Genomic DNA, 25,021 nt, shown 5'->3' with positions numbered 1-25,021 from the left:
CTAGTAATCGCGGGTCAGCATACCGCGGTGAATACGTTCCCGGGCCTTGTACACACCGCCCGTCACACCACGAAAGTCGGCAACACCCGAAGTCGGTGAGGTAACCTTTCAGGAGCCAGCCGCCGAAGGTGGGGTCGATGATTGGGGTGAAGTCGTAACAAGGTAGCCGTATCGGAAGGTGCGGCTGGATCACCTCCTTTCTATGGAGACTTGTCACGGTAGAGGATGAACCTTGCTAGTTTTCTAGTGAAGGGATGAAACCTCTACGCAGTGAGATGTCGAGGTCGAACCGGACGGAGACCACTTGCCTAGCAGGTAAGGTCCGGACGGAAAGGTACGCACGCAATGGTAGACAACTGTTTGATTTTGAGGGACTCAACCCTCTATATGCGGTCGTGGCGGAATTGGCAGACGCGCTAGATTCAGGTTCTAGTGGTCGCAAGGCTGTGGAGGTTCAAGTCCTCTCGACCGCACCATGCGGAAGTAGCTCAGCGGTAGAGCATCGCCTTGCCAAGGCGAGGGTCGCGAGTTCGAATCTCGTCTTCCGCTCCATTCGGTAATCATTGGTGTTACCCGCATCAAAGACTATATAGACAGACCTAAGACAATGGAGCTGGTGCTAGAAAGGACCGTGGCATCCCTTCTGTCAGTTTCGATACTGACCCATTGAATAAATCCTGCTAACAGGCCTGACGGAGACGTTTTGATAGCGAAAAGTTGGATTTGAAACAGGAATCCTTATTAGCGATTGTCTACATGATAGGTCGATAGGATTATCCCTTTTCATGCGTCTGAGATTTAATTCTTCAGACACGTGAAAAGGGATTTTTTTATGGAACGATCCTGTTACGATGAGATTGCTGCAAAAAAATTAAATTATAAGGAACCTTGCCGACAACGGTCTTGAGGTTCCTTAATCTTACTCAGAAACTGTACCCTAAAGAGAAGGGAACGTGATTCATCGGTTCCCTCGTTGGACGAAGGTGTGGCAATCAGTTTCCTGAGCGTTATTTGCGCCTGATCCAGTGACATAAATCCCTGTCGCATTGCATATATTTCCTGAGCCCCAGAAATTGCAGTTCTGAACGGTGCAGGTGATCGTCGGAACAGATTGTTTCCCTGGTAAAACAGCTTCAGTGATAACCCCGGTCCAGTTCACATTATCCAGAGAAGAAATCATGGTACCGAGTCCGCGTTTAGAAAAGGTCTTGCATTTTGTCTTTTCCGAACTGTGAGGCATGTCCCCTTGCTCGTTAAGGATGTCAATATTGGCAGCACCGCAAAGCTTCCCTGGCAACCAGTGGTTGCATGTGGAAACTTCGCAAACAACATCGGGTTTTCCCATAATCTCGGATACACCTCCTAGCCTTAATATGGTTAGGTGATGGACATTATATGTGTCGAAAATAATCGTATTTAATCGAAGATAAGCGAAGAATATCGTGGAATTGAAGGTGAGAATCTGTTAACATAGTCCATGATATCGATAAAAAGGAGGATATTCCATGTTGTCGAAAAAGAAAAGATGGAGTCTACCGCTGGCTATGGCGCTGACTGTCAGCATGCTGACGACGGGCCTGCTGGCTGGATGTGGACCGGCAAGCGAAAAGGGCGCAGGTCCTCAAAATACGTCCAATGAGATTCTGATCGGTGGGAACTATGAGCTTTCTGGTGGTAACGCCACATACGGCGCAGCCGCTGTGAACGGCGTCAAGCTCTACATCGATGAAGTGAATGCAAAGGGCGGAGTTCTGGGTAAACAAATCAAATTTGTTTCTTTAGATAACAAATCGGAAGCCGGCGAAGCGAGTAACGTTGCGGCCCGGCTGATCAATCAGGAAAAAGTATCGGCCATTCTCGGTGGTGCCGCATCGAGTGCCACAGTGGCCTTCGTAAAACAAGCCAATGACCGGAAGATACCTGTTATCTCGTCCTCAGCGGTCGCTTCGGAAGTTACCGTGGACGAATCGGGTAAAACTCGAGATTATATCTTCCGAGCCTGCTTTACAGCACCCTTCCAGGGCGAAGTGATGGCGGTATTTGCCCAGAAGAATTTAAAACTGAACAAAGCGGCCATACTGGTAGACAACCAGTCCCCCTACAGCAAAGGATCAGCCAAAGCGTTTAAAGACCTCTTTGTAGAAAAAGGCGGTCAGGTCGTTGCTGAAGAAGGCTACGTGACCGGTGATAAGGACTTCCGTTCCGTGCTCACTCGCATAAAAGGCTCTGGTGCTGAACTCATCTACGTGCCCGGCTATTACGAAGAAGCTGGCTTCATCGTCAAGCAAGCCCGAGAATTAGGTTTAAATGTTCCTGTTTTAGGCGGTGACGGCTGGGACTCTCCGACGCTGGTTAAGATCGCTGGTGCCGATGCACTCAACAACACCTACTTCAGCACCCATTACTCGGAAGAAGAAAAGTCACCCAAAGTACAAGAATTTATCACCGCCTATAAAAACAAATACGGTGAAGCTCCCGAAGCCCTCGGTGCCCTCGGTTATGATGCTGCTGTGATTATGGTTGATGCGATTAAGCGTGCTAACTCGGCCGAGCCGGAGAAGATTCGCGAAGCCCTGGCGAGCACGAAGGACTTGGAAGCTGTCACAGGGACCATCAGCTTTGACGGACAACATAACCCGGTTAAATCGGCGGTTATTGTGGAAGTGAACAACGGCAAGTTTACCTTTAAGGATAAAATTTCTCCCAAATCATAGACAAAAATCGAGTACAATAACAGCGGGGAACTCCGGTTGATTCTGGAGCCCCGCCCTTTTATTTTTTGTTATAATTTATTGGCAACGAGGTGACATTTTTGGACACCCGTACTCTGTTGTTGGAAATCTACCAAAGATTATTGAACAGTTATGGACCGCGTCATTGGTGGCCTGCCGAGACGATTTTTGAGGTCGTCATCGGCGCAATCCTCACCCAAAATGTAGCTTGGAAAAATGTCGAGACGGCCATAGAAAACTTAAAAAGGGAAAATCGAATGAGTTTTGAGGCCTTAGCGTCCATATCCCATCAGGAATTGGCCGATCTGATCCGGTCTACCCGCTATTACAACCAAAAAGCGGCTCGATTGCAAGAGTTTGCCCGGTTGATCCTGGTTGAATACGATGGTAAGCTGGAAAACCTTTTTCAACCGGGCGTCCCGGAACTGCGAAAACGACTCCTAGACATCCGGGGAATCGGTAAAGAAACAGCCGATAGCATCATTCTTTACGCGGCTCAAAAACCGATATTCGTCGTAGATGCCTATACCCGGAGGACTTTTTCTCGAATCGGACTGTTACCGATGGATGCGACCTATGAGGCCATGCAGGATTTGTTCGCAAACCACCTGGATGAGGACTTGTACATGTTCCAGGAATATCACGCCCAGATCGTCGGTCATGGCAATCGGGTTTGCTTAGCCCGCCGTCCTCGTTGTTTTGAATGCCCACTCGGTGAGTACTGCCGCAAGGAAGGTGATCTGATTGGCTCTCTTTGTTGTGACGAACCGTCATCTCTGCCAGACTGATATCATCCGCGTTCTCTCTGCCGCCGTCGAAGGCGGAGTTCATGCCGTTATCCTGCGCGAAAAGGATTTGTCGAGCAGCGAGTTGTCGCCGTTAGCCCGTCAAGTTAAAGATAAAACTTCGCCAGCTCAAGTTCCGTTGATCATCAATGGAAATATTGCGGTAGCTCTAGCTGTCGAAGCGGACGGGATCCACCTGACCGAAAATGATTTAACGCCATCAGAGGTGCGTAAAATTGCCGGTCCGGCGATGATCCTCGGTCGATCCGTCCATAACTTGGCTGAAGTGGAACAGTTGATTATGTCCGAAGAGATAGCTCATCTCAACTACCTGCTCTTTGGCAATGTCTATGAGACGGAATGCAAGCCCGGTAAACCGGCCCAAGGGATCGAACGGTTAGGAGAAATCGTTCGGCGTTCTCCTTTACCGGTTATCGCCATCGGAGGTATCCAAGCGGACCGGATGGAGGAAGTCCTCCAAAGCGGAGCCGCCGGAGTGGCTGTCATGACATCGATGATGAGATCGGAAAATCCTCGAAATACGGCGAAAAACTTGGTATCTTCCTTACAAGCGAATAAATTGATTGTGAAGGAAAAGAGTCTGTTTGGGCGGTGCCATAATCTATGGAAGCAAGCCGAAAAGCCCCTCTTATACGGAATCATCGGCAGCGGCCAAGCCCCTGATGATATCGGCTTATGTACAAAGGTCAGGGAGGCGCTGGAAGGCGGTTGTGACATTCTTCAGATCCGGGAAAAGAATATGTCTACCGGTGAATTCCTCCGCCGAGCTCGCCTTGTCCGCTCACTGACAGCCGAATACGGAAAAATCCTGATCATCAATGACCGCGTCGATATTGCCATGGCTTGCGGCGCCGACGGTGTCCATGTGGGGCAAGAGGATATGCCGGCAGGAGAGGTTCGACGCATATGGCCTCAGGGGATACTAGGAGTAACCGTACGAAACAAAGAACAAGCCAAAGCAGCTGAAGAAGCCGGGGCCGATTATGTGGGAGCCGGACCGGTTTTTCCGACGACGTCGAAGAGCCTTGAGGTCCCATCCCTAGGATTTTCAGGGCTCCAGCAGATCTGTCAATCGATCGATCTGCCTGTCGTGGCCATTGGTGGTCTCGATGCTGAGCGAATTCAAGGGATTTCTCAGACCGGCTGCCGGGCGGTCGCCATGATTTCAGCCATCTTTAACGAGGATGACCCGAAAAAAGCCGCTCACAGTCTGAAAGAAAATCTATGATAAATATTTTATTTCGTGGCAGGAACGACAGGCAGACTTGTCCAAAGGAGTAATTGTCGATCTCAGTCACAGGAAAGTAGGTTTAGAAGATGTACTTTGGCGCACACCTATCGATTTCGAAAGGGTTCACGTCGGCTACGAAAGAAGCCATTTCTATAGGCGCTAAAACCTTTCAGTTTTTTACCCGCAATCCTCGGGGCGGAGCGGCAAAAGCCCTCGACCCTCATGATATCGCCAAGTCTGTGGAATTGCGTAAAGAACATGGCTTTGGTCCTCTAGTCGCCCACGCACCTTACACGATCAATTTATCGGCCCCAAAGGAAGACACATGGAGCTTTGCCAAGACAACCTTAGCTGCAGATATTGAGCGGATGACGGAAGCCCAAGTGCCCTACATTGTGGTACATCCCGGCAGTCATGTCGGTCAGGGCATCGACCAAGGCATCGAAAAAATCACCCAAGCCTTAAATGAAATCCTCAAGCCCGATCAAGCCGTCATGGTGCTGCTTGAAGGGATGGCCGGAGCGGGAACGGAAGTGGGAGGCCGCTTCGAAGAGCTGGCCGCTATCATCGGAGGCTTAGTCTTTCCGGATAAAGTGGGCGTTTGCCTTGACTCCTGTCATTTACTCGGAGCTGGATATAATGTCAAAGAAGATTTTGCCGGTGTATTGGCTGAGTTTGATCGCATTGTCGGCGTAAGCCGGCTGAAAGCGATGCACCTGAATGATAGCCAGCAGCCCTTAGGTTCTCACAAAGATCGTCACGCTCTGCTCGGGCAAGGATTGATCGGCATTGACGGATTGTCGGCTATCTTAAAGCACCCAGTTCTGGCAGAAATCCCGATCAATTTAGAGACACCGGGAGAAATCGAAGATTATCGTCGAGAAATCGCTTGGATGAATACTGTGGTTTCGTCATGATGACCCGCTCTGACTATCCATGGTGAGAGCTTTTACGAGTCGATGTTGAGATTGATAAGCAATATGAAGGATAAAGGTGGAGTCGGCGATGATATTGAGAAAAGCAAAAATGTCCGATGTAGAAGATGTCCACGCATTGATCGGTGAGAGCGCGGAAGAAGGGCTGATGCTAGCTCGCTCCCGCAGCCTGCTCTACGAAAATCTGCGCGACATGATTGTAGCGGAAGTGGAAGGGGTCATCGTAGGTACGGGAGCTCTCCATATTCTTTGGGAAGATTTAGCTGAAATTCGAGCTCTAGCGATTCAAAAAGAGGCCCGAGGTAAAGGGATCGGAAGGGATATCGTAGAGAAGCTCTTGGAAGAGGCCAAAAGTCTAGGGATTGCCAAGGTATTTGCACTCACCTACCAGGAAGGTTTTTTCAAGAAGTGCGGATTTGAAGTCGTCGGTAAAGATAAACTGCCTCATAAAGTATGGAAAGAATGCATCGACTGTCCCAAATTCCCCAACTGTGACGAAGTGGCCATGCTCATTCAGGTGGACTAAAAGGGGCATACATAGTAAGAAACAAAGCCAGTAAAGGAAGGGATAATTGGGTGAACGGTCAAGCATTGAAGGTGTTGTATGTGTCGGCCGAGGTGGCGCCTTTTGCGAAAACCGGAGGCCTCGCTGATGTAGCTGGTTCGCTGCCGCGAGCCTTGGCCGCATTAGGGGTCGATGTCCGCGTCGTGATGCCCCGTCACAAGAGTATCCCCCAGGGACCCTATGTCTGCGACTATCCGGTGAAGATCGACAACCGGACCGAAACGGCTGTTGTCCGGGAGGGTAAGATCGATAAACTGTCCACTCCCGGTGGAAGACCGGTGCCAGTCTATTTTATCGATAATTACCAGTATTTCAGCCGTGATGAGGTATATGGTTATGCTGATGACGGTGAGCGCTGGGCCTTTTTCTGCCGCGCCTTCCTTGCTTTGACCGACAAAATCAAATTCTATCCCGACGTAATCCATCTCAACGATTGGCAATGCGGACCTGCTGCGGTCATGTTAAAGAAGGAATATCGCCGTTCTGCTTTCTATCGTCATACCGCTTCGCTGATCACCATTCACAACTTAGAGTATCAAGGCCATTTTGGCCGTGATATGCTCCCCTTTATGGGTCTGTCTGATGATCTCTTTCATCCCAATGCAATGGAGTTTTTTGGTCGAGTCAACTTCCTCAAAGGGGGCCTCCTCTTTGCCGACCTGATTAACACAGTCAGCCGGACCTACGCTAAAGAGATCCAGACAGCGGAACACGGCTGGGGCTTAGAAGGGGTATTGAGAAATCGCCGTGATGACCTCTTCGGCATTGTCAACGGAATCGATGATGAGCATTTCAACCCCTCGACGGACCCCTATATTGAACATCATTATTCGGCCAAAGACATTGAACCGAAGAAAAAAGATAAAGAAAACCTGCAGAGGGAGTTTCATCTGCCTGTCAAGGATGTTCCGCTTTTCGGACTGGTATCCCGTCTCGTCGATCAAAAGGGATTGAATCTGTTTAATGAAATTGGTGAAGAACTGCTCAAAGAAGACCTGCAGTTGGTTGTCGTAGGCCAGGGCGATCCACGCTATGAAAACATGTTTCGTTCCTTCCATCAAAAGTACCCTGAAAAAGTGGGACTATATACCGGCTTTAACGCGCCTCTCGCTCAGCGGGTCTATGCCGGGAGTGATTTCTTCCTCATGCCCTCTCGGTTTGAGCCTTGCGGCCTGGGGCAGTTGATCAGTTTTCGCTATGGAACCATCCCGATTGTACGGGCTACAGGAGGCCTGGCTGATACGGTGATCGATATCGACCAGCCAATAGGAAGCGGTTTTGTCTTTGAGGAATACGATCCGGAAAAACTGCTCGAAGCGATTCGTCGAGCTCTGCGACATTACCGGGAAAAGGAAGCACATCGGCAACTGGTAAAACAGGTGATGGAATTGGATTTCTCCTGGCATCACTCGGCCCAGGAGTACATGAATCTTTACGAAAAAGCGATACAAAAGGTCTCTATCGCCCACAGCCTGTAACCTTGTGTGGATATAAGCAGCTACGGTATACTGGAATTAGCCGAAAGATTTCCAGAGGGAGGGATATACCGTGCGCTATCAGGTTCTCGGGACAACGATGCAAGCGTTGAACATCGACTTGGAGCCTGGCGAACAGATCTACACCGAGTCCGGTGCAATGACTTGGATGTCATCAAACGTAAAAATGGACACCAACTTCAAAGGCGGTTTTTTTAAGTCCATCGGTCGCGCCCTCACCGGTGAATCGCTCACATTCACCTTCTTTCAAGCTGTCGGCGGTCCGGCCAATATCGGCTTTACGCCTACAGTACCGGGTAAAGTTATCCCTGTGAAACTTGAGCGAGGCTATGAATTGATTTGCCAGAAAGAAGCCTTCCTTTGTGCGCAAGAGTCCGTCGATTTAAGCATCTTTTTCCAGCGAAAACTGGGAGCCGGTTTTTTCGGCGGTGAAGGGTTTATCATGGAAAAACTGTCCGGCGAAGGCATGGCTTTTGTGGAGATTGACGGGGAAGTCGTTGAGAAAAACTTAGGACACGGGGAACGGATTCTGGTTGACACAAGCCATGTGGCCATGATTGAGTCCTCTGTAAAGATGGATATTCAAATGGTCAAAGGGTTTAAAAACGTCATTTTCGGCGGAGAGGGACTTTTCCTGACCACACTGACCGGTCCCGGGCGAGTATGGATTCAAACGCTGACGCTCGCCAATTTGGCTGGTAAAATTTTGGCCCACGCTGGGGCAACCAAAAGTGATGGTGGCGCCATCAATAGCCTGGGCAACCTTTTTTCCGATTAGGAAAGAGGTTGCCTGTTCCTTTATACCGTAAATTAAAATGGCACTGGACTGGGGGACGACCATGATCAAGAGTCAACAGATAATCGGACTGGCCATCATCAGTATCGGCGATGGCCGGGAATTAGGAACGGTGCGCGATGTCGTCGTCAACCCTGACCGGGGATGCCTAGAGTACCTGATGGTTGAGGATGACACTTGGTATCTCGGTGCGCAAATTCTTCCCTTCGAAAAACTGCGAGGTCTTGGAGAGCACGCAGTAACCATAGAAAGCGATGAAGCTTTGCAACGGTTGACTGAATTGCCGGAAGTGCTGGCGCTGTTTCAACGAAACATAAAGATTAACGGTACGAAGGTCCTAACCAAGAGAGGACGCCTTCTTGGTATGGTCGATGAATACCTGATCGATGAAACCACTGGAAAAATTACCGGTTCCATCATAAGACCGCTACAAGAAGGACGTCATATCCCAGTTATTCCTGCAGAGAGTGTGGTCACTTATGGTCGTGATGTGCTCATCGTAAACGATGAACTTGATGCAGTGCCTTCCACGACAGAACGTCCCATCCTGCCAGAACCATCTTCTAAACAAGACGAAAAAGAAGCATATGATCAGCCTCTCTTTATCCCATTTCGACCGCTACACATGGATTCGCAAATAACTGAACCGATGGCTAAGGGAGAATACGCTGATCCGGTGAATCCGAACGATTCGGAAGTCAGGGACAACGAAGAGAGTAAAGCTCAAGAACGGGTCCCTCTTTTTGGGGAACAGCAACACAAATTCTTTATCGGTAAAATCGTAACGAAAACCATCACCAATAATCTGGGTGATGTACTCGCAGAGGCAGGCTCAGTCATCACGGAGGAACTGATTGGAAGGATAAAGCAGGCGGGTAAGTATTTAGAGCTGATCATGAATGTGAGAGAGTAGCTTTAAAAGAACAATGAGAACGTCATAACCAGTCCGAAAAGTAACCTTCAGGGCCCTTTTCGGACATTTTTCATCCAATTTTTTAGGAGTTTTACCTAGAGAAAGGAATATTTCTTTTTTCAACTTCGAATTATAATAGGAATCAAGAGGAGTATCCAACGGGAGAAGCATCCCTACTGGATGATAAAAGAGGAGACGAACGATGTCGGTCGGTTATAGTGAAGTCAGTGTACATATTCATGGTGTCGATTCCCTAAAAGGAAAGCGCCGTGTGATCAAAAGTGTGATTGAACGATTAAGAGGAAAGTTCAATATCTCTGTTTCCGAAGTGGATCAACATGACCTCTGGCAAGCCTCAGTCATCGGGCTAGCTGTCGTCAGCAGCGACCGGACCCACATTCGGCAGGTGCTCGATGCAGCCGTTCGGCAGATCGAAGGAACGGGCGAAGTGGAAGTGATCGATGTCACCACTGATGTCCTATAAATAATCCTCAGTGGATGGACATTGTCCTTGCGATTACTTGCTGTATTATGTATAATTTTCTTACGTGTTGAGAATGAAACATCATTCTCAAACTTATACAAGGAGTGAATAGGGTTGTACAAAAAAGGATGGGCCGCATTGGTATCGATGGTGCTGGTCACCGGCTTAGTCGTCACTGGATGTGGCGGTGGCGCGAAGACAGGCGGAAGCAGCAGCACCGGAAAAGCTCTTGTCTATGCTCAAGGCTCCGACCCTCGGGGATTGGATCCGGCTTTTGTTGACGACGGTGAATCCGCAAAAATCATCACCCAGATCTACGAAGGTCTCGTACGGTTCAAGCCGGGAAGTACGGAGATTCAACCTCTGCTGGCCACCGAATGGACCGTCAGTCCTGACGGAAAAGAGTGGACATTCAAGCTCCGCCAGGGCGTAAAGTTCCACGATGGAACCCCCTTCAATGCCCATGCGGTCAAATTCAATATCGAGCGGCAGTTGCCACCTAATGCTAACGCCGATATGCCTTACGCTGAATTTACATATGACGGTGTAAAGAAGGTTGACGCTGTCGACGATTACACCGTAAAAATCACCTTGGATAAACCTTCGGCCGCTTTTTTAGCCAACCTGGCCATGCCCATCGCGGCGCCTCTCGTCAGCCCGGAAGCGGCGAAAAAGTATGGCGATAAATTGATGGAAAACCCCGTCGGCACCGGACCATATAAGTTTGTCAAGTGGGAAAAGGGTCAGATGATCGAGCTGGCCGCCTTTGACGAGTACTGGGGCGAAAAAGCAAAAACCAAAAATGTAGTCTACAAATTCACTAAGGAAAACTCCGTTCGTGCCTCTGACCTGATGACTGGTTCTGTAGACATCATGGACGGTGTCGATACGAACGATGTGAAAACCCTGGAAGAAAAGGGCATGAAACTGATCAAGACCCCAGGGATGAACATCAACTACATGGGCTTCTACACAAGCAAAGCACCATTTAACAATTTAGAGCTTCGCAAAGCCATCGCAATGGCGATTAACCGCAAAAACTTGGTAGACTTCCTCTATCAAGGCAACGCCCAGCTTCCGAACTCCGTTCTACCGGATTTCATCCCCGGGTACAGCAAAGATGCGAAATATCTCGACTACAATGTGGAAGAAGCTAAAAAACAACTAGCTAAAGCTGGCTATCCCAATGGATTCTCTTTTAATGCGATCACCTACTCTAACCCGCGTCCCTATAATCCTGTGAACGGCGAAAAACTGGCCGCTGCCATTCAAGCCGACTTGGCCAAGATCGGCGTCACGATGAACATCAAGTCCTACCCCTGGAAAGAGTACAAAGAAGTCTTGAAAAACGGCGAAGGCGATGCTTACTTCTACGGTTGGATCGGGGACAACGGCGATGCCGACAACTTCCTCATGCTCCTCGACACAGCCCAGATCAAAGGCAGCCTTAACTCTTCCAAGTACTCCAACCCGAAGCTGGATCAGATGCTGGAAGAAGGCCGGACAACGATGGATCCAGCTAAACGGGCTCAGATTTATGCCCAAGCCCAGCAACTGATCAATGATGATGTTCCTTGGGTGCCCATCAGCCACAGTGTGGACATGGCCGCCGTTCGTCCCAATGTGAAAGGTTTTGACTTGCACCCGACGGGGGTTCACTGGCTAGATATCGTAACCAAAGAGTAGTCACTACGGTTTTTAAGCAGAAGGTGGTTTCACAACGAAATCACCTTCTTTCTTCTGGGAGGAATGAATGTGGCAAAATATATCGTCCGTAGGATCCTGCTGTTGTTCCCTGTTTTGTTCGGCGTATCGCTGGCCACGTTCATGGTCATGCACCTATTTACGACAGACCCAGCCGAGATTATTCTGGGCCAGCACGCAACGACGGAACGGGTAGCAGCCCTGCGGGAAGAGTTGGGATTAAATAAGCCGATCTATGTACAGTATGCTGATTACTTGTCTGATGCCGTCCGGGGAGACTTTGGCAAATCGGTCATCACCAAGACCTCCATCAGCGACGAACTGATGAAGCGTTTTCCGGCCACGTTGGAACTGGCCTTGGCAGCTATTTTCATCGCCTCAGTGGCAGGGATTACTGCCGGCGTGATTTCTGCGGTCAAACAAAACTCCATCTTCGACTACGGTAGTATGGTGGCGGCGCTGATGGGCGTCAGCATGCCGATCTTCTGGCTCGGATTAATGATGATCATCGTCTTCTCCGTTACCTTAGGATGGCTTCCTTCGTCAGGAAGGATCTCCATTGGCATGACTCCTGAACACGTAACAGGACTCTATCTGTTGGATTCGTTGATTACCGGCGATATGGAAGCCTTCTCCGATGCCTTGAAGCATCTGATCCTTCCGGCGGTTGCGCTTGGTTCCTATTCTACCGCTATCATCGCCCGTATGACCCGGGCGACGATGCTGGAGACGATTCGTCAGGACTATATTCGAACGGCACGCGCGAAAGGGCTTAGCGAAAAAGTGGTCATTATCAAACACGCTTTACGGAACGCGCTGATTCCTATCGTAACCGTCATCGGACTGCAGATGGGTTCGTTGCTCGGTGGAGCGGTGCTTACAGAAACGGTTTTTTCTTGGCCCGGTATCGGTTCCTATGTCGTCGAAGGTATCATGGCTTCCGACTATCCCCGGGTTCAAGGCGCTGTGTTGCTTATCGGCACGATCTTTGTGCTGGTGAACTTGGTCGTCGACATTCTCTACAGCGTCTTAGATCCGCGGATTCAGCACTCCTAAGGTGGTGGCAATATGGAAATACAGCTAAAAGATTCAAATACATCGGATGCAGCCTCGCTAGCGGTACATAAAAGCCCAGTCGTTGAATTTCTCGAGCGATTTTTTCGTTCGAACTCGGCCGTTATCGGACTTGTCCTCTTGCTGATCCTCGTCGCAGCAGCCCTCTTCGCGCCTGTTTTCGCGCCCTACGACCCGTATGAGAGCAACATGCCTAATGCGCTCACCGCACCGAACAGCGCTCATTTGATGGGGACTGATGAGTTGGGACGAGATATTTTTTCCCGCATTCTCTATGGTGCGCGGATCTCCCTTGTTGTCGGTGTGCAAGCCGTGTCGCTGGCTTTAATCTGTGGTGTCGTGCTCGGTGCCGTGGCAGGCTATTACGGCGGTAAGGTAGACACGGTGATCATGGGTTTCATGGATGTGATGCTTTCTTTTCCCAGCATCCTCTTGGCGATTGCTTTTATGACTGTATTAGGACGGGGCATCGATAAGGCGGTCATCGCCATCGGTATCGTTTCTATCCCGCAGTATGCCCGCATCGTCCGAAGCAGCGTCTTGTCAGTCAAAGAAAACGTCTACGTCACGGCGGCTCGGGCCATTGGAAACGGGGACGGACGGCTGATTTTTGTCCATATCTTGCCGAACGTTCTCGCTCCCATCATCGTTCGGGCCACGATCGGTATCTCCGATGCCATCTTGGAAGCGGCGGCTCTCGGCTTTTTAGGACTCGGTGTAGCGCCGCCGACGGCGGAATGGGGTACCATGCTCGGTTCGGGACGGCAAACGATCTTTAACGCGCCTCATATCGTCACTTTCCCCGGTCTAGCCATCACGATGACCGTTATGGCCTTCAACTTGCTAGGGGATGGTCTGCGGGACGTTCTCGATCCCCGGCTAAAGTAGGAGGATAAGGATGACTGCACTACTGGAAATCAAGAACTTACAGACCCATTTTCATATAGGCAAGCGGGTCATCAAGGCCGTTGACGGAGTGACCATCTCCGTTCAACCCGGGGAGATCTTGGCCATAGTCGGCGAATCAGGTTGTGGCAAAAGTGTAACGGCCATGTCCATCATGCGCTTGCTTCCTTCTCCGCCGGCAAAACATTCTGGACAAGTTCTTTTCGAAGGTCACGATATCTTGAACATGCCCATGGAAGATGTTCAGAATATCCGGGGAAAAGAGATCTCCATGATCTTTCAGGAGCCCATGACCTCCTTGAATCCGGCTTATAAAATCGGCGACCAAATCGCCGAAACGGTCCGTGTACACCACCGGGACGGAGGGAAAGTATCGAAAAAAGCAGCCTGGGATCGGGCCGTAGAGATGTTGGAAAAAGTGGGTATTCCCGGCGCGGCCCAGCGGGCCCGGCAGTACCCTCATCAGATGAGCGGCGGTATGCGACAGAGGGTCATGATCGCTATGGCCTTGGCTTGTAACCCGAAATTGCTCCTTGCCGATGAACCCACAACCGCTCTTGACGTGACAATACAAGCTCAGATCTTGGATCTTATTCGTGATCTGGCCCAAGAATTCAACACGGCTCTAGTGCTGATCACTCATGACTTGGGCGTCGTGGCCGAGATGGCCCAAAACATGGCCGTCATGTACGCCGGAAGAGTGGTGGAGCAGGGAGCCGTAGCCGATGTCTTTGATCGTCCTCATCATCCCTACACGGCGGGACTGCTCGATTCGATTCCGCGCCTCGACGGCACGAAAAAACAGCGTCTACACACCATCGAGGGCATGGTCCCCGATCTGGCTCATCTACCGCAAGGCTGTACCTTTGCCGATCGTTGCGAATACGGACAGCCCCTCTGCCGGCAGAAAAAACCGGAACTGCAGGCCGTTGACGGCGATCGCCAAGTAGCCTGTCACTACCCGCTGAACCTGACGGGAGGTGTCCACCCATGAGCAGCCGGGACTCGAATTTGTTGATGGTTAATGATCTTCGGAAATACTTTCCGATCAAAGGCGGTTTCTTTGGAAGTACTGTCGGTACCGTCAAGGCCGTCGACGGGGTTTCCTTTTCCATCAAACGGGGGGAGACGCTGGGTTTAGTCGGTGAATCCGGTTGCGGGAAGTCTACGACAGGCATGATGGTCCTGTGCTTGCTGGAACCAACGAGCGGCGAGATCCTCTTTGAAGGGGAGAATGTGGCTCAATTTAACAAAAGTCGACTGAAAGACTTTCGCCGCCAAGCTCAGATCGTCTTTCAAGACCCTTACGCATCGTTAAATCCGCGCATGTCTGTGGGAGACATCATCGCTGAGCCCATGATCCTCCACGGCATCGCCAAGGGCCCCGATTTGACGAAACGGGTGGAAAAGCTGCTTCGCCTCGTCGGTTTAGGACCGCACCATGGCCGCCGTTATCCCCATGAATTTTCCGGCGGCCAACGGCAGCGAGTTGGCATCGCCCGGGCACTGGCTGTAGATCCGAAGTTGATCGTCTGTGATGAACCGGTCTCCGCATTAGATGTATCCATTCAATCGCAGATATTGAACCTTCTCGTGGAACTACAGCAGGAGATGGGTTTAACCTATCTCTTTATCGCTCACGGTCTGAACGTGATTAAACACATCTCCGATCGCATCGGCGTCATGTATCTTGGCAAGATGGTCGAACTGGCCGGAGGCGACGAATTGATCACAGATCCCTGGCATCCTTACACGCGGACACTGATTTCGGCGATCCCCAAACCGCAACCGGGCCAGAAGAGCAACCGCATCGTCTTGCAGGGTGACGTGCCGAGCCCGGCCAATCCGCCCAATGGATGCCGTTTTCATACCCGCTGCCCTGAGTGCACAGAGATTTGTACATTGACCGAACCGGAGTTTAAGCAGCGAAACGGCCGTTTTGTCGCTTGTCACCATGTGTGAAGGTCTTCGAACTGTCAAGCTTATCACCGTTAACAGCGAATTCTAGAATATAAAATAGATACTCTTGATGCTAAAGGAAGCCCGATCTTTCACATTTACGTGAAAGGTCGGGTTTTTGATGCTATATGGTTTTTATGGATAGCTATGTTCCAAAAGTTCAAGAACATCTTATCTTCACTTGATGTTACATTTTTACTCGGCAACGAAAGGAAATCGGGAGGGGGGCTATCGAATGTCACTATGAAAAAAATGAATAAATACACAGCGGAAAAGGAGCTACCATGAACCTTATAATGAAGAAAAAAGTATTCCGAGTCCTAATCACAGCTTTAGCCGTAAGCGCAAGCTTCTTAATTGGAGCGACTGTTTATCTGTTGAGCCCGTTTCCTACACCAGATTCGATCTTAGAACGTAACCCATCGATAACGCGAGGCAATCCGTCTCTTAAGGAACAACATCCCTCCAGTTATCATGTTCCCAGGGAAGCCAGCTTTGAAGTGCAAGGACATAACCAATGTTCCGCTTTTTCAACGGCCTATTTTCTGCGTAGTCTCGGTAAGGAGGTTAAGGGAGCAGAAGTCTATCGTGATTTCAACTTCAAAATTCCTTTTTCAGGTTATGTTTTGCCCAAGGGGATTATGACCTATCTCGAACAAGAAGGACTGCAACCATCCATATTCCAGGGGACGATAGATACATTAAAAGAAAGACTAAGGCTTGGCTATCCGGTGATTGTCCTTGTCGGTAATGGATTGCTCTGGCAGCATTACATGACGATCCTTGGGTACGACGATGAAAAGGGAGAACTCTATTTTTTTGATTCCAAAAAAGAAACGGACGAAAACGGCTCCATGCCTGGAAACCGGACGTTACAAGAAGACTATTTTTTGTCCCTGTGGGATAACGGGCTGCCTTGGTTTCACCACATGTACATAAAAGCAGCTTCGTAACCGGAGGTAATACCCGTTATTTCAATCGAAACGATTTGAATCGCCAATTAGGGAAAGACATTAGAAACTTGACATACCTTTGGGGACGAATCGCTGGGAACTGACAAGGAAAAAAGATAAATATGGAGGGGTCATATTATGCGAGTCGACTTGTCAAAGTGTACGATTCGGAGTTGGGATCTAAACGATAATGCGGGTTTGTTAGTACAGGCGAATAACTGGAATGTAGCCAAAACCCTACGAGACCATTTTCCCTATCCCTACACAGAAACGGATGGGGACAACTGGTTAAACTGGGTTGTACGAAGCAAACCGGAAACGAATTTTGCGATCACAAGTGACGGCAGTATCGTCGGGGGAATTGGATTCAATCTGCAGCCCGATGTTTATTGGCGATCCGCAGAAATTGGCTATTGGCTCGGCGAAGATTATTGGGGACAAGGAATAATGACTGAGGCTGTCCCGGCTATGACTGCCTATGCTTTTAAGCATTTTGACGTATGCCGGATTTTTGCCAGCGTTTTTGAGACGAATCCTGCTTCGATGAGGGTTCTCGAGAAAAGCGGATATACTTTTGAAGCCCGGTTGCGAAAAAGCGTGACCAAAAACGGTGTTACTTTTGACGAACTGATTTATAGTACTGTCATTTAAAGCGAATCAGAGATAAAACGACTTGTTCTAACTATTGCTTGATGGCCCTAAAGATGTAATAATTTAATTAAATTGTAAACATAAACCCAGACGAAAGATCGAGTCTGCGGGAGGGATAGCATGAGCAATAGAATTGGAAGGATGGGGATCCGTCAGAAATTGCTAATCAGCTTTTCTGTTGTCGGAATCTTGCCACTCCTTTTGTATTCCATCCTGACCAGTCAATTCAGCACAAGCGAACTGGAGAAAGAGGTTTATCTCAACAACCAACTGATCTCAGCCGGAGTGTCCCGAGAAGTGGATCTTCTGTTGAATGATCGCCTGAAAACACTGAACGTATTGGCCAAATCATCGGAAATCCAGATGATGAATCCGAGTTCGATCCTGCCGGTGTTGAACCAAATTAACGAGCAGTTTCCTGATTTTTTATCGGTCATCGTCACCGATAGTCAAGGCAAACAGATTCTTCGCAACAAAGGGACCTTGAGCGATGTTTCCGATCGGGATTATTTTAAGCGAATCAAGTCCGGTGCCCAGTATGCGGTCAGTGAGGTCGTCACCGCCAAAGGAACAGGCAAATCGACGACGGTGCTAGCCGTGCCCATCCGGAACGGCGAGGGTGTACTCATTGGTTCACTCTGTGCTTCTCTCGATTTACAAGTGATCAGTGAACTTCTTAGCCATGTGAAAATTGGCCGCACTGGTTATGTATGGATGACAGACAACATGGGACGGACCTTGGCTCATCCCGATAGCGATTATGTAAAAGAACAAAAAGATATGCATCAAGTTCCCGTCGTCATGGAGGCCATGAAAGGCGGTACAGGTGCCATGGCTTATAGCTACGAAGGGGAGAAAAAGCTGGCTGGTTATTCTTTTGTTCCCCTAACCGGTTGGTCTGTGTACGCTTCACTGCCTGAGGCGGAGGCGTTAGAAGGCGTCGCCAAGATCAAAAATCTGGCTTGGTTATCAGTCGTTGCAGCTATTGCAATCGCGGGAATAGCGGGATCAATTCTTGCCCGGGCTTTTAGTCATCCATTGAACGAAATGATCACTGCCTTGCAAGCCGTAGCCGCTGGTGACTTGTCCCAGCGTATAGAGGGGAAGCGTAAGGATGAATTGGGCCGATTGATAGACACGTTCAATCAAATGATAGAACACTTACGCCACATCATTGGCACTGCCGCCGGTTCTTCGGTGCATTTGGCTGCAGCAGCCAATGAGATTGCTTCCGCCAGTGAAGAAGTAACTTCAGCGTCGACGCAAGTATCCGGCAATATTCAGCAGGTTGCAGAAGATGTCATTAAAGGCAGTGACGCTGTGAAGGAGACTTTTAACGTCGTTGTCGACCTGTCCAAACTGATCAAAACCGCCCAGAATCAAGCGGCCGATGGGGTAAAGAATTCGGAAATCACCCGGAAGGTAGTCAAAGAAGGTTACCAGACTGTGAATGAAACGGTAACGTACATGCAGCAAATCCGCTCAAAAATGGTTGAGACAGAGGAGATCATCACCACACTCAGCAAGTATTCCGAACAAATTGGCTCAGTGACGAACACTATCGCCAATATTGCAGCCCAGACAAACTTATTAGCACTGAACGCAGCCATCGAAGCGGCTCGCGCCGGGGAAGCTGGGCGAGGATTTGCCGTAGTGGCCGAAGAAGTGCGCAAACTGGCCGAACAGTCGAATCAAGGTGCCGCAGAAGTAGCGGCGTTAACCCAAAAGGTGTCTGAAGAAACTGCCTTGGCTGTGGCTGCGACTCGCGGCAGCCGAAATGAGGTGGAAGAGGGAACGGCCATCGTAGGCAAGGCTGGGAAGGCTCTTGAAAATATATTGGCGGCAGTGGAACAGACGGCATCGGATGTCTATGACATGGTCAAAATCAACCGCGATGTGGCCAACGATTCCGATCAGGTTGTTCGCTTGATGGAGTCGTTGAAATCAATCATGGATGATGTGGCCATTCAAGCGAAAGAAGTGGCAGCAGCCACCGATGAAACGCTGTACTCCATGAGAAACGTTGTCACCGGTGTAGGCGAGGTCAATGGCATGGCCACAGAATTAAAGAGGACTGTTGAACAGTTTCAGGTGTAAAATAAAAACACACCCCCGGGCCGTCACGGCATCAACAGGGGTGTGTTTTATTTTACTTTATATCAAGGGTGCTCAAATCATTCTATCGAGTTCTGAAGATAGAATTAGCCTTGTAAACGGGTATAGTTCAGCAGGCCTCCTGCTTTGATGATCGCCACTTGACGTGCCGTAAGGTCAGGTCGTACCCAAAAGGCTTCCCCAGTCGTCACATTGCGCACTTCCAAGGTCTCGCTGTTGCCCAGTTTGGCCGACAAATCGGCGATCTCGAGGATGTCTCCTTGGCTTACCTTGGCGGCATCGGCTTCACTAGCGAAGGTGAGAGGCAGAATACCGAAGTTGACCAGGTTGGCCCGGTGAATACGGGCAAAAGACTGGGTGATGACAGCTTTGATGCCTAAATACATAGGCGCAAGGGCGGCATGTTCCCGAGACGAGCCTTGACCGTAGTTTTGTCCGCCGACGATGATCCCGCATCCGGCTGCTTTCGCCCGGTCGGCAAAGGTGCTGTCGACACCGGCGAAGACGTGCTGGCTGATGGCGGGGATATTGGAACGCAGGGGGAGGATCTTCGCGCCTGCAGGCATGATGTGGTCGGTGGTGATGTTATCTCCCACTTTGAGGATGACTTCCGCCTTGAGGCTCTCGGGCAGAGGCTGATTGATCGGCAGCGCCTTGATGTTCGGTCCACGGAGAACTTCCACCGTCGAAGGATCTTCGGCAGGAGCCAGAACCATCCGATCATCGATGAGGAATTCTTCCGGCATGACGACATCGATCGCTTCGCCCAGTTCACGAGGATCGGTGAGTAAACCGGTCAATGCGGCAGCGGCAGCGATTTCCGGACTGGACAGGTATACCTTGGCATCGGCAGTACCGCTGCGGCCTTCAAAGTTCCGGTTGAAGGTCCGGATCGAAACAGCGCCGGAGTTCGGTGACTGACCCATGCCGATACAGGGGCCGCAAGCCGATTCAAGGATCCGTGCTCCTGCAGCGATCAGGTCGGCCAGGGCGCCGTTACGGGCAAGCATTTCAAAGACTTGCCGGCTGCCGGGAGCGATCCCTAAGCTGACTGTCGGGTGAACGGTCTTCCCTTTGAGGATGCCTGCCACCTTCATCAGGTCAGCGTAGGAAGAGTTGGTACAGGAACCGATCAGGACCTGATCCACTTTGATGGAACCCACTTCACGGACAGTTTTGACGGCATCGGGGGAGTGGGGGCAGGCGACCATCGGTTCCAGGGAGGAAAGGTCAACAGTGATCATTTCTTCGTAGGTGGCATCTTCGTCGGGCTTTAGTTTGCTCCAGACTTGTTCGCGGCCTTGGGCTTTCAGGAAAGCCAGGGTGACTTCGTCGGACGGGAAGATGGATGTTGTCGCACCGAGTTCGGCCCCCATGTTCGTAATGGTCGCCCGTTCGGGAACGGATAAGGTTGCTACGCCAGGGCCGCAGTATTCGACGATTTTGCCGACGCCGCCTTTGACGGTCAATTGGCGCAGCACTTCGAGAATGACATCCTTCGCCGATACCCAGGGGGAGAGTTGTCCAAGCAGGTTGACTCCGACAACTTTCGGGCAGGTTAAGTAGAAGGGACCGCCGCCCATAGCTACGGCTACATCAAGTCCGCCAGCACCGATAGCGATCATGCCGATACCGCCGCCCGTCGGGGTATGAGAGTCGGAACCAAGCATCGTCTTCCCAGGTACGCCGAAGCGCTCCAGGTGGACTTGGTGACAGATGCCGTTGCCGGGACGAGAGAAGTGGATGCCGTGCTTGGCGGCGACCGTTTGCAGGAAGCGATGGTCGTCAGCGTTCTCAAAACCGCTTTGTAGAGTGTTATGATCAACGTACGAGACGGATAGCTCGGTTTTTACTTTAGGTACGCCCATGGCTTCGAATTGAAGATAAGCCATGGTCCCCGTTGCATCTTGCGTCAATGTCTGATCGATGCGAATCGCGATTTCCTTACCGGGAACCAACTCACCTTCTAACAGGTGTGCTCCCAAGATCTTTTGTACAAGGTTTTTGCCCACAGTTTCCCCTCCTATGGTTAATCACTTGTTCAATGTAACAAATATTCCAGAGGGCGTCAATTTAAATGATGACACTGTCGAGAAGTATACTGCACACAGTGAAGTGCAGAAAAATTAGCAGGATTTTATGGTTGCCAAAGAGAACAAACAACCGGATACGTTTCCCAAACTTTTTTGCGAATTGAAAAACGGTCTGCAGCGATCACCATGCTCAGGCTCGATATGGAGTGTATGCATCATGTTTCATATTGTACTTGTTGAGCCAGAAATTCCACCGAATACGGGAAATGTAGCCCGTCTCTGTGCCGGCACCGGTTGTGTGCTCCATCTGATCAAACCGCTCGGCTTTTCTGTGGACGACAAACAACTGAAACGGGCTGGTCTTGATTATTGGCACCTCGTTGAGATCCACTACCATGACAACTGGGAAGCTTTTCGAAAGGCCTATCCGGAAGCAAATTTGTACTTATTGAGCACGAAAGGTCATAAACGCTATAGTGATGTCGCCTACCAGCCTGGAGATTTCTTTGTCTTCGGCAAAGAAACGAAAGGCCTGCCGCCAGCGATTTTGGAGGCTCATCCAGAACAGGTGGTTCGCATCCCTTTGGTCGGCGATGCTCGATCGCTCAATTTGTCCAACGCCGTATCGGTTGTCCTATTCGAGGGGCTGCGACAAACGGGGTTTACCGATCTGGTCTGATCTTCAAGGAGTTTTAATGTAGAAGGAGGACGAAGAGATGGAGGGACAGATCAAGCGGATCGGAGTGTTAACAGGAGGCGGCGACTGTCCGGGATTGAACGCCGTCATTCGTGCCGTCGTGAAGACGGCCATTCGTCGTTACAACTTGGAGGTCATCGGAATTATCGATGGATTTTATGGCCTGGTCAATGACATTATGGAACCGATGACTGAAGAAAAGGTCGCCGGGATCCTTCACCGCGGTGGAACGATCCTGGGCACGACGAACCGGGACAATCCATTTCGCTATGCCGTCGAAAAAGAGGGACAGCTTACTTTTGAGGATCGCTCGGAACAGTGTATTGAGAACCTGCGCCGCCGGGGGATCGATGGGTTGGTCGTCATCGGCGGTGACGGAAGTCTTTCTATCGGTTTAGAGTTTCATAAAAAGGGAATCCCTGTCGTCGGGGTGCCGAAAACTATCGATAACGACTTGTCCGCCACGGATGTGACCTTCGGCTTTGACTCGGCCGTTACTACGGCTACAGAAGCCTTAGACCGGCTCCATACGACGGCTGAATCACACCACCGGATCATGATTTTGGAGGTCATGGGCCGTTATGCCGGCTGGATCGCCCTTTATTCCGGGGTGGCTGGCGGGGCTGACGTGATCCTGATTCCGGAAATACCCTTTGATTTAGCCAAGGTTTGTGACCATATTCGTGCTCGAGCTGAAAAGGGACGCAAGTTCTCCATCGTCGTCATCGCCGAAGGAGCCAAAGAGATGGGCGGCGAAATGGTCGTACAGAAAATGGTCGCCCAGAGTCACGATCCGGTCCGCCTCGGCGGCATCGGTCAGTCGATCGGACAAAAGCTGGAAATGTGCACCGGAATGGAAACGCGGGTCACTGTTTTAGGTCACGTACAGCGGGGCGGTTCGCCGACGGCGCAAGACCGCATTCTAAGCACTCGCTATGGTTCAGCGGCGGTAGATGCGGTGATGGAGGGGAAATTTGGCCACATGGTGGCCCTGCGGACTCCGAAGATCCTAGCCGTTCCTTTACAAGAGGCGGTAGGTACGGCCAAACAGGTCAATCCTGATGGGCAGATTGTCAAAGCGGCCAAATCGGTGGGCATATCTTTCGGCGATTAGTGCCATAATTCTGCTGATATGAAGCCGATGAAACAGGGATTGACGCTGCTTCAATTATCTATTGAATGACTGTGGAGGTCGATCATTTTTGTACGCACCGAACAACATACCGTCTGCCGATTTCGCCATCATCGGCGGTTCCAGCACGAACTCATTGCGTTTTCCGGAAGCTATCGATTTCCCCGGTGTGACGGTGCTTGAAACTTATCCCGGTTGGGAAACTCCTTTTGGTCCCAGTCCTGCATTTGTTCTCTTTGATTTAAATGGCCGTCGAACCTTAACTTGTGTGATGCACGGTTGGCGGCCTGGCGTTAAGAGAGCTGATGCGTCTCGGCAAATCTTCTGGGTCTTTCAACAAGCGGGCGTAAAAAAAGTCCTTTCTGAAGGCGGCGTGGGGGCGATCAACGAATTGCTTCGGCCCCGCGATTTAGTCATCCCTCATGACTATTTGGACTTTTCCATGCGCAAAGATGTGGATTTGGGAACAGGTTATCTGCTTATCATGCGCCAACCTTTTTGTCCGGAGCTGCGGCGCGCTTTTTTGAAGGCATCGGAAGAATTACCTGGTCAAGGGCGGGTTTTTGATCGGTCAAAGTATGTCGTTACGGATGGACGCCACTTTGAGAGCCCTGCAGAAGTGCAGTATTACCGCATGGCCGGAGGCGATGTGATCGGGCAGAGTGTGGCGCCGGAAGTCTACTTAGCCCGAGAAATCGGAGCTTGCTATGCCCGCTTAGAACTGGTTGTCAATTACGCCGAAGGCATCATTACAGACTGGTCCCACCAGGAGCTGAAAGATATCTTCTTCGAAGAATCAGCTTTGGCAGGACGGCGACTGCTCATGGCCTTAGCAGCACTTCCGGAAAAGCCGCCGGCAGTGGGAGAATGCGGATGTGCTGAACTGCGCAAAACGACGCTTTTGCGAGAGCGGACTGGAGAGTAACCGGAAAAAATAAAATGTGCAAAAAAAGTGCTCACGCTTTATGAATAGCCCCAGCTGTGTGGAGTCCATAGCTGGGGCTTCCTTTATCCCAGGTTGAATTGTTGTCGAGAGGAGATTTTTCCCGAAGATTTACGAAGCACCATAAACGTAAAGAGTTCTACTAAAAAAATAATCGTTACATAACATTCGCCAAGGAGATTCGTGGTATAACTGTATTAGAGATATATGACATAAAAAGGCAGAGACAGAAGGAGGCAGACTTGATGTTATTGACAATTGGTGCGTGCAGTCTAATCACTCTTTGTTGTGGATTTTTTTATTTTCTCGGATACCGTGAAGGGAGCAATCAGTGTAGGAATATGATCAATGACCGATTCCAATAGGGTATACGATTTACAACCAGAGTATTTTATCTGTTTCATCACCCCGCAGGATCGGGGTGATTTTTGATTTTAATGGCTCTGGAACATCTTTTAGTTTGACCTCTTCGATCCGGAGGATTTCGATCGTGTCCACTTTTAGTCGTTGGGCCAGTTCCTTTGCTGTCAAGCAACGGTTTTTACGCAATTCCTTTACGGTCTTGTTCATCACGCCGAATCCGAACATGGGATGATCTCTCCTTAATACTGGTTCTGGGAAAAACCCTTGATGAGAACATATCATAAATCAGGGAAACGGGATAGGAGGGATGAACCAGATGAATGGTAAAGGAAGCATCCTGTGGTTTACCTTACTCGTCGTGTTTTACACCACCTACCGGGAGATCGTTAAAGGAACGGACATGTAAGGATTTTCGATGAAAAAATCCACCCCTTGCGGAGTGGACCTTTTTTTAGCGATCTTGGTTCTGCGGATGATTGCGAACTTCCGGTTCGCCGGGGCTTTGAACTTTTGTCTGCGGGTTTTCGGTCCCC

The 25,021-nt window shown here is 50.1% G+C and carries 23 protein-coding genes, 2 tRNA genes and 1 rRNA gene; 23 read left to right on the top strand and 3 right to left on the bottom strand.

Annotation, left to right across the window (positions count from 1 at the left end; translation table 11 throughout):
- The 3 genes from GJ688_RS09235 to GJ688_RS09225 form a co-directional block, all read left to right on the top strand.
- Nucleotides 1–200 (top strand): 16S ribosomal RNA (locus GJ688_RS09235); the annotation flags it as partial.
- Nucleotides 201–389: 189 nt separating this feature from the next.
- Nucleotides 390–476: transfer RNA gene (locus GJ688_RS09230), tRNA-Leu, on the top strand.
- A 1-nt stretch (nucleotide 477) separates the two neighbouring features.
- Nucleotides 478–552, top strand: a tRNA-Gly gene (locus GJ688_RS09225).
- Nucleotides 553–958: 406 nt separating this feature from the next.
- Here the strand turns inward: GJ688_RS09225 and GJ688_RS09220 are convergent.
- Nucleotides 959–1,345: a DUF1540 domain-containing protein gene (locus GJ688_RS09220; RefSeq protein WP_155476257.1), complete on the bottom strand. Its 387-nt coding sequence runs from the start codon at nucleotides 1,343–1,345 to the stop codon at nucleotides 959–961.
- A 160-nt stretch (nucleotides 1,346–1,505) separates the two neighbouring features.
- On the opposite strand from GJ688_RS09220, the gene GJ688_RS09215 reads away from it, so the two are divergent.
- The 17 genes from GJ688_RS09215 (at nucleotide 1,506) to GJ688_RS09135 (ending at nucleotide 19,302) form a co-directional block, all read left to right on the top strand.
- On the top strand, nucleotides 1,506–2,714 hold the full coding sequence (locus tag GJ688_RS09215; protein ID WP_155476256.1) for an ABC transporter substrate-binding protein: 1,209 nt from the start codon (nucleotides 1,506–1,508) through the stop codon (nucleotides 2,712–2,714).
- Between the two features lie 98 nt (nucleotides 2,715–2,812).
- The gene (locus tag GJ688_RS09210) at nucleotides 2,813–3,520 is read left to right on the top strand and encodes an endonuclease III domain-containing protein (protein ID WP_207708789.1); all 708 of its coding nucleotides are present in this window, start codon (nucleotides 2,813–2,815) and stop codon (nucleotides 3,518–3,520) included.
- Complete coding sequence (thiE, locus tag GJ688_RS09205) at nucleotides 3,477–4,766, top strand: thiamine phosphate synthase (RefSeq protein ID WP_155476255.1); 1,290 nt, start codon at nucleotides 3,477–3,479, stop codon at nucleotides 4,764–4,766. The genes GJ688_RS09210 and thiE overlap by 44 nt, the downstream gene beginning before the upstream one ends.
- 89 nt (nucleotides 4,767–4,855) lie before the next feature.
- Nucleotides 4,856–5,686: a deoxyribonuclease IV gene (locus GJ688_RS09200; protein WP_155476254.1), complete on the top strand. Its 831-nt coding sequence runs from the start codon at nucleotides 4,856–4,858 to the stop codon at nucleotides 5,684–5,686.
- A gap of 88 nt (nucleotides 5,687–5,774) precedes the next feature.
- Nucleotides 5,775–6,230 (top strand): N-acetyltransferase, encoded by a 456-nt coding sequence (locus GJ688_RS09195; RefSeq protein WP_155476253.1) that lies wholly within the window; start codon nucleotides 5,775–5,777, stop codon nucleotides 6,228–6,230.
- 50 nt (nucleotides 6,231–6,280) lie between these two features.
- The gene (gene glgA / locus GJ688_RS09190; RefSeq protein WP_170291826.1) at nucleotides 6,281–7,747 is read left to right on the top strand and encodes a glycogen synthase GlgA; all 1,467 of its coding nucleotides are present in this window, start codon (nucleotides 6,281–6,283) and stop codon (nucleotides 7,745–7,747) included.
- A 70-nt stretch (nucleotides 7,748–7,817) separates the two neighbouring features.
- A complete protein-coding gene (locus GJ688_RS09185) occupies nucleotides 7,818–8,543 on the top strand; it encodes a TIGR00266 family protein (protein WP_170291825.1) in 726 nt (241 codons plus the stop codon).
- Nucleotides 8,544–8,604: 61 nt separating this feature from the next.
- Complete coding sequence (locus tag GJ688_RS09180; protein ID WP_170291824.1) at nucleotides 8,605–9,474, top strand: PRC-barrel domain-containing protein; 870 nt, start codon at nucleotides 8,605–8,607, stop codon at nucleotides 9,472–9,474.
- 202 nt (nucleotides 9,475–9,676) lie between these two features.
- Nucleotides 9,677–9,958 carry a DUF503 domain-containing protein gene (locus GJ688_RS09175; RefSeq protein ID WP_155476251.1) on the top strand — a complete coding sequence of 94 codons (282 nt, stop codon included), beginning with the start codon at nucleotides 9,677–9,679 and terminating at the stop codon, nucleotides 9,956–9,958.
- A gap of 114 nt (nucleotides 9,959–10,072) precedes the next feature.
- Nucleotides 10,073–11,644, top strand: coding sequence for an ABC transporter substrate-binding protein (locus tag GJ688_RS09170; protein ID WP_155476250.1), 1,572 nt, complete (start codon nucleotides 10,073–10,075; stop codon nucleotides 11,642–11,644).
- Between the two features lie 69 nt (nucleotides 11,645–11,713).
- The gene (locus GJ688_RS09165) at nucleotides 11,714–12,718 is read left to right on the top strand and encodes an ABC transporter permease (RefSeq protein WP_170291823.1); all 1,005 of its coding nucleotides are present in this window, start codon (nucleotides 11,714–11,716) and stop codon (nucleotides 12,716–12,718) included.
- A 12-nt stretch (nucleotides 12,719–12,730) separates the two neighbouring features.
- Nucleotides 12,731–13,624: an ABC transporter permease gene (locus GJ688_RS09160; RefSeq protein ID WP_155476248.1), complete on the top strand. Its 894-nt coding sequence runs from the start codon at nucleotides 12,731–12,733 to the stop codon at nucleotides 13,622–13,624.
- A gap of 10 nt (nucleotides 13,625–13,634) precedes the next feature.
- Nucleotides 13,635–14,636, top strand: coding sequence for an ABC transporter ATP-binding protein (locus GJ688_RS09155; RefSeq protein ID WP_155476247.1), 1,002 nt, complete (start codon nucleotides 13,635–13,637; stop codon nucleotides 14,634–14,636).
- A complete protein-coding gene (locus GJ688_RS09150; RefSeq protein ID WP_155476246.1) occupies nucleotides 14,633–15,604 on the top strand; it encodes an ABC transporter ATP-binding protein in 972 nt (323 codons plus the stop codon). The genes GJ688_RS09155 and GJ688_RS09150 overlap by 4 nt, the downstream gene beginning before the upstream one ends.
- 281 nt (nucleotides 15,605–15,885) lie before the next feature.
- Nucleotides 15,886–16,554, top strand: a complete 669-nt coding sequence (locus tag GJ688_RS09145; protein ID WP_207708788.1) for a cysteine peptidase family C39 domain-containing protein — start codon at nucleotides 15,886–15,888, stop codon at nucleotides 16,552–16,554.
- 138 nt (nucleotides 16,555–16,692) lie between these two features.
- Entirely contained in the window at nucleotides 16,693–17,205 is a 513-nt protein-coding gene (locus GJ688_RS09140; protein ID WP_155476244.1) for a GNAT family N-acetyltransferase, read from the top strand.
- A gap of 120 nt (nucleotides 17,206–17,325) precedes the next feature.
- Nucleotides 17,326–19,302, top strand: a complete 1,977-nt coding sequence (locus tag GJ688_RS09135) for a methyl-accepting chemotaxis protein (protein WP_155476243.1) — start codon at nucleotides 17,326–17,328, stop codon at nucleotides 19,300–19,302.
- 104 nt (nucleotides 19,303–19,406) lie between these two features.
- On the opposite strand, the gene GJ688_RS09130 is transcribed toward GJ688_RS09135, so the two are convergent.
- Nucleotides 19,407–21,332 carry an aconitate hydratase gene (locus tag GJ688_RS09130; protein ID WP_170291822.1) on the bottom strand — a complete coding sequence of 642 codons (1,926 nt, stop codon included), beginning with the start codon at nucleotides 21,330–21,332 and terminating at the stop codon, nucleotides 19,407–19,409.
- Between the two features lie 238 nt (nucleotides 21,333–21,570).
- On the opposite strand from GJ688_RS09130, the gene trmL reads away from it, so the two are divergent.
- The 3 genes from trmL to GJ688_RS09115 all read left to right on the top strand — a co-directional run bounded on the left by trmL (nucleotide 21,571) and on the right by GJ688_RS09115 (nucleotide 24,107).
- Nucleotides 21,571–22,032 (top strand): tRNA (uridine(34)/cytosine(34)/5-carboxymethylaminomethyluridine(34)-2'-O)-methyltransferase TrmL, encoded by a 462-nt coding sequence (trmL, locus tag GJ688_RS09125; protein WP_155476242.1) that lies wholly within the window; start codon nucleotides 21,571–21,573, stop codon nucleotides 22,030–22,032.
- 37 nt (nucleotides 22,033–22,069) lie between these two features.
- Nucleotides 22,070–23,164, top strand: coding sequence for a 6-phosphofructokinase (locus GJ688_RS09120; protein ID WP_155476241.1), 1,095 nt, complete (start codon nucleotides 22,070–22,072; stop codon nucleotides 23,162–23,164).
- Nucleotides 23,165–23,252: 88 nt separating this feature from the next.
- Nucleotides 23,253–24,107: an MTAP family purine nucleoside phosphorylase gene (locus GJ688_RS09115; protein WP_155476240.1), complete on the top strand. Its 855-nt coding sequence runs from the start codon at nucleotides 23,253–23,255 to the stop codon at nucleotides 24,105–24,107.
- Nucleotides 24,108–24,500: 393 nt separating this feature from the next.
- Here the strand turns inward: GJ688_RS09115 and GJ688_RS09110 are convergent, their stop codons facing one another.
- The gene (locus tag GJ688_RS09110) at nucleotides 24,501–24,713 is read right to left on the bottom strand and encodes a transcriptional regulator (protein ID WP_155476239.1); all 213 of its coding nucleotides are present in this window, start codon (nucleotides 24,711–24,713) and stop codon (nucleotides 24,501–24,503) included.
- Nucleotides 24,714–25,021 lie beyond the last annotated feature (308 nt).

The organism is Heliobacterium mobile (genome assembly GCF_009720735.1).
GTDB lineage: Bacteria > Bacillota > Desulfitobacteriia > Heliobacteriales > Heliobacteriaceae > Heliobacterium > Heliobacterium mobile.
The sequence above is the reverse complement of the archived record's forward strand: the minus strand, read 5'-3'. Positions and strand labels throughout refer to the sequence as shown.

What these genes read in the sequence shown, in the direction of transcription:
- GJ688_RS09220 (WP_155476257.1), bottom strand. Translation starts at nt 1,345, where the DNA reads ATGGGAAAACCCGATGTTGTTTGCGAAGTTTCCACATGCAACCACTGG.
- GJ688_RS09215 (WP_155476256.1), top strand. Translation starts at nt 1,506, where the DNA reads ATGTTGTCGAAAAAGAAAAGATGGAGTCTACCGCTGGCTATGGCGCTG.
- GJ688_RS09200 (WP_155476254.1), top strand. Translation starts at nt 4,856, where the DNA reads ATGTACTTTGGCGCACACCTATCGATTTCGAAAGGGTTCACGTCGGCT.
- GJ688_RS09195 (WP_155476253.1), top strand. Translation starts at nt 5,775, where the DNA reads ATGATATTGAGAAAAGCAAAAATGTCCGATGTAGAAGATGTCCACGCA.
- GJ688_RS09180 (WP_170291824.1), top strand. Translation starts at nt 8,605, where the DNA reads ATGATCAAGAGTCAACAGATAATCGGACTGGCCATCATCAGTATCGGC.
- GJ688_RS09175 (WP_155476251.1), top strand. Translation starts at nt 9,677, where the DNA reads ATGTCGGTCGGTTATAGTGAAGTCAGTGTACATATTCATGGTGTCGAT.
- GJ688_RS09160 (WP_155476248.1), top strand. Translation starts at nt 12,731, where the DNA reads ATGGAAATACAGCTAAAAGATTCAAATACATCGGATGCAGCCTCGCTA.
- GJ688_RS09155 (WP_155476247.1), top strand. Translation starts at nt 13,635, where the DNA reads ATGACTGCACTACTGGAAATCAAGAACTTACAGACCCATTTTCATATA.
- GJ688_RS09150 (WP_155476246.1), top strand. Translation starts at nt 14,633, where the DNA reads ATGAGCAGCCGGGACTCGAATTTGTTGATGGTTAATGATCTTCGGAAA.
- GJ688_RS09145 (WP_207708788.1), top strand. Translation starts at nt 15,886, where the DNA reads ATGAACCTTATAATGAAGAAAAAAGTATTCCGAGTCCTAATCACAGCT.
- GJ688_RS09140 (WP_155476244.1), top strand. Translation starts at nt 16,693, where the DNA reads ATGCGAGTCGACTTGTCAAAGTGTACGATTCGGAGTTGGGATCTAAAC.
- GJ688_RS09135 (WP_155476243.1), top strand. Translation starts at nt 17,326, where the DNA reads ATGAGCAATAGAATTGGAAGGATGGGGATCCGTCAGAAATTGCTAATC.
- trmL (WP_155476242.1), top strand. Translation starts at nt 21,571, where the DNA reads ATGTTTCATATTGTACTTGTTGAGCCAGAAATTCCACCGAATACGGGA.
- GJ688_RS09120 (WP_155476241.1), top strand. Translation starts at nt 22,070, where the DNA reads ATGGAGGGACAGATCAAGCGGATCGGAGTGTTAACAGGAGGCGGCGAC.
- GJ688_RS09110 (WP_155476239.1), bottom strand. Translation starts at nt 24,713, where the DNA reads ATGTTCGGATTCGGCGTGATGAACAAGACCGTAAAGGAATTGCGTAAA.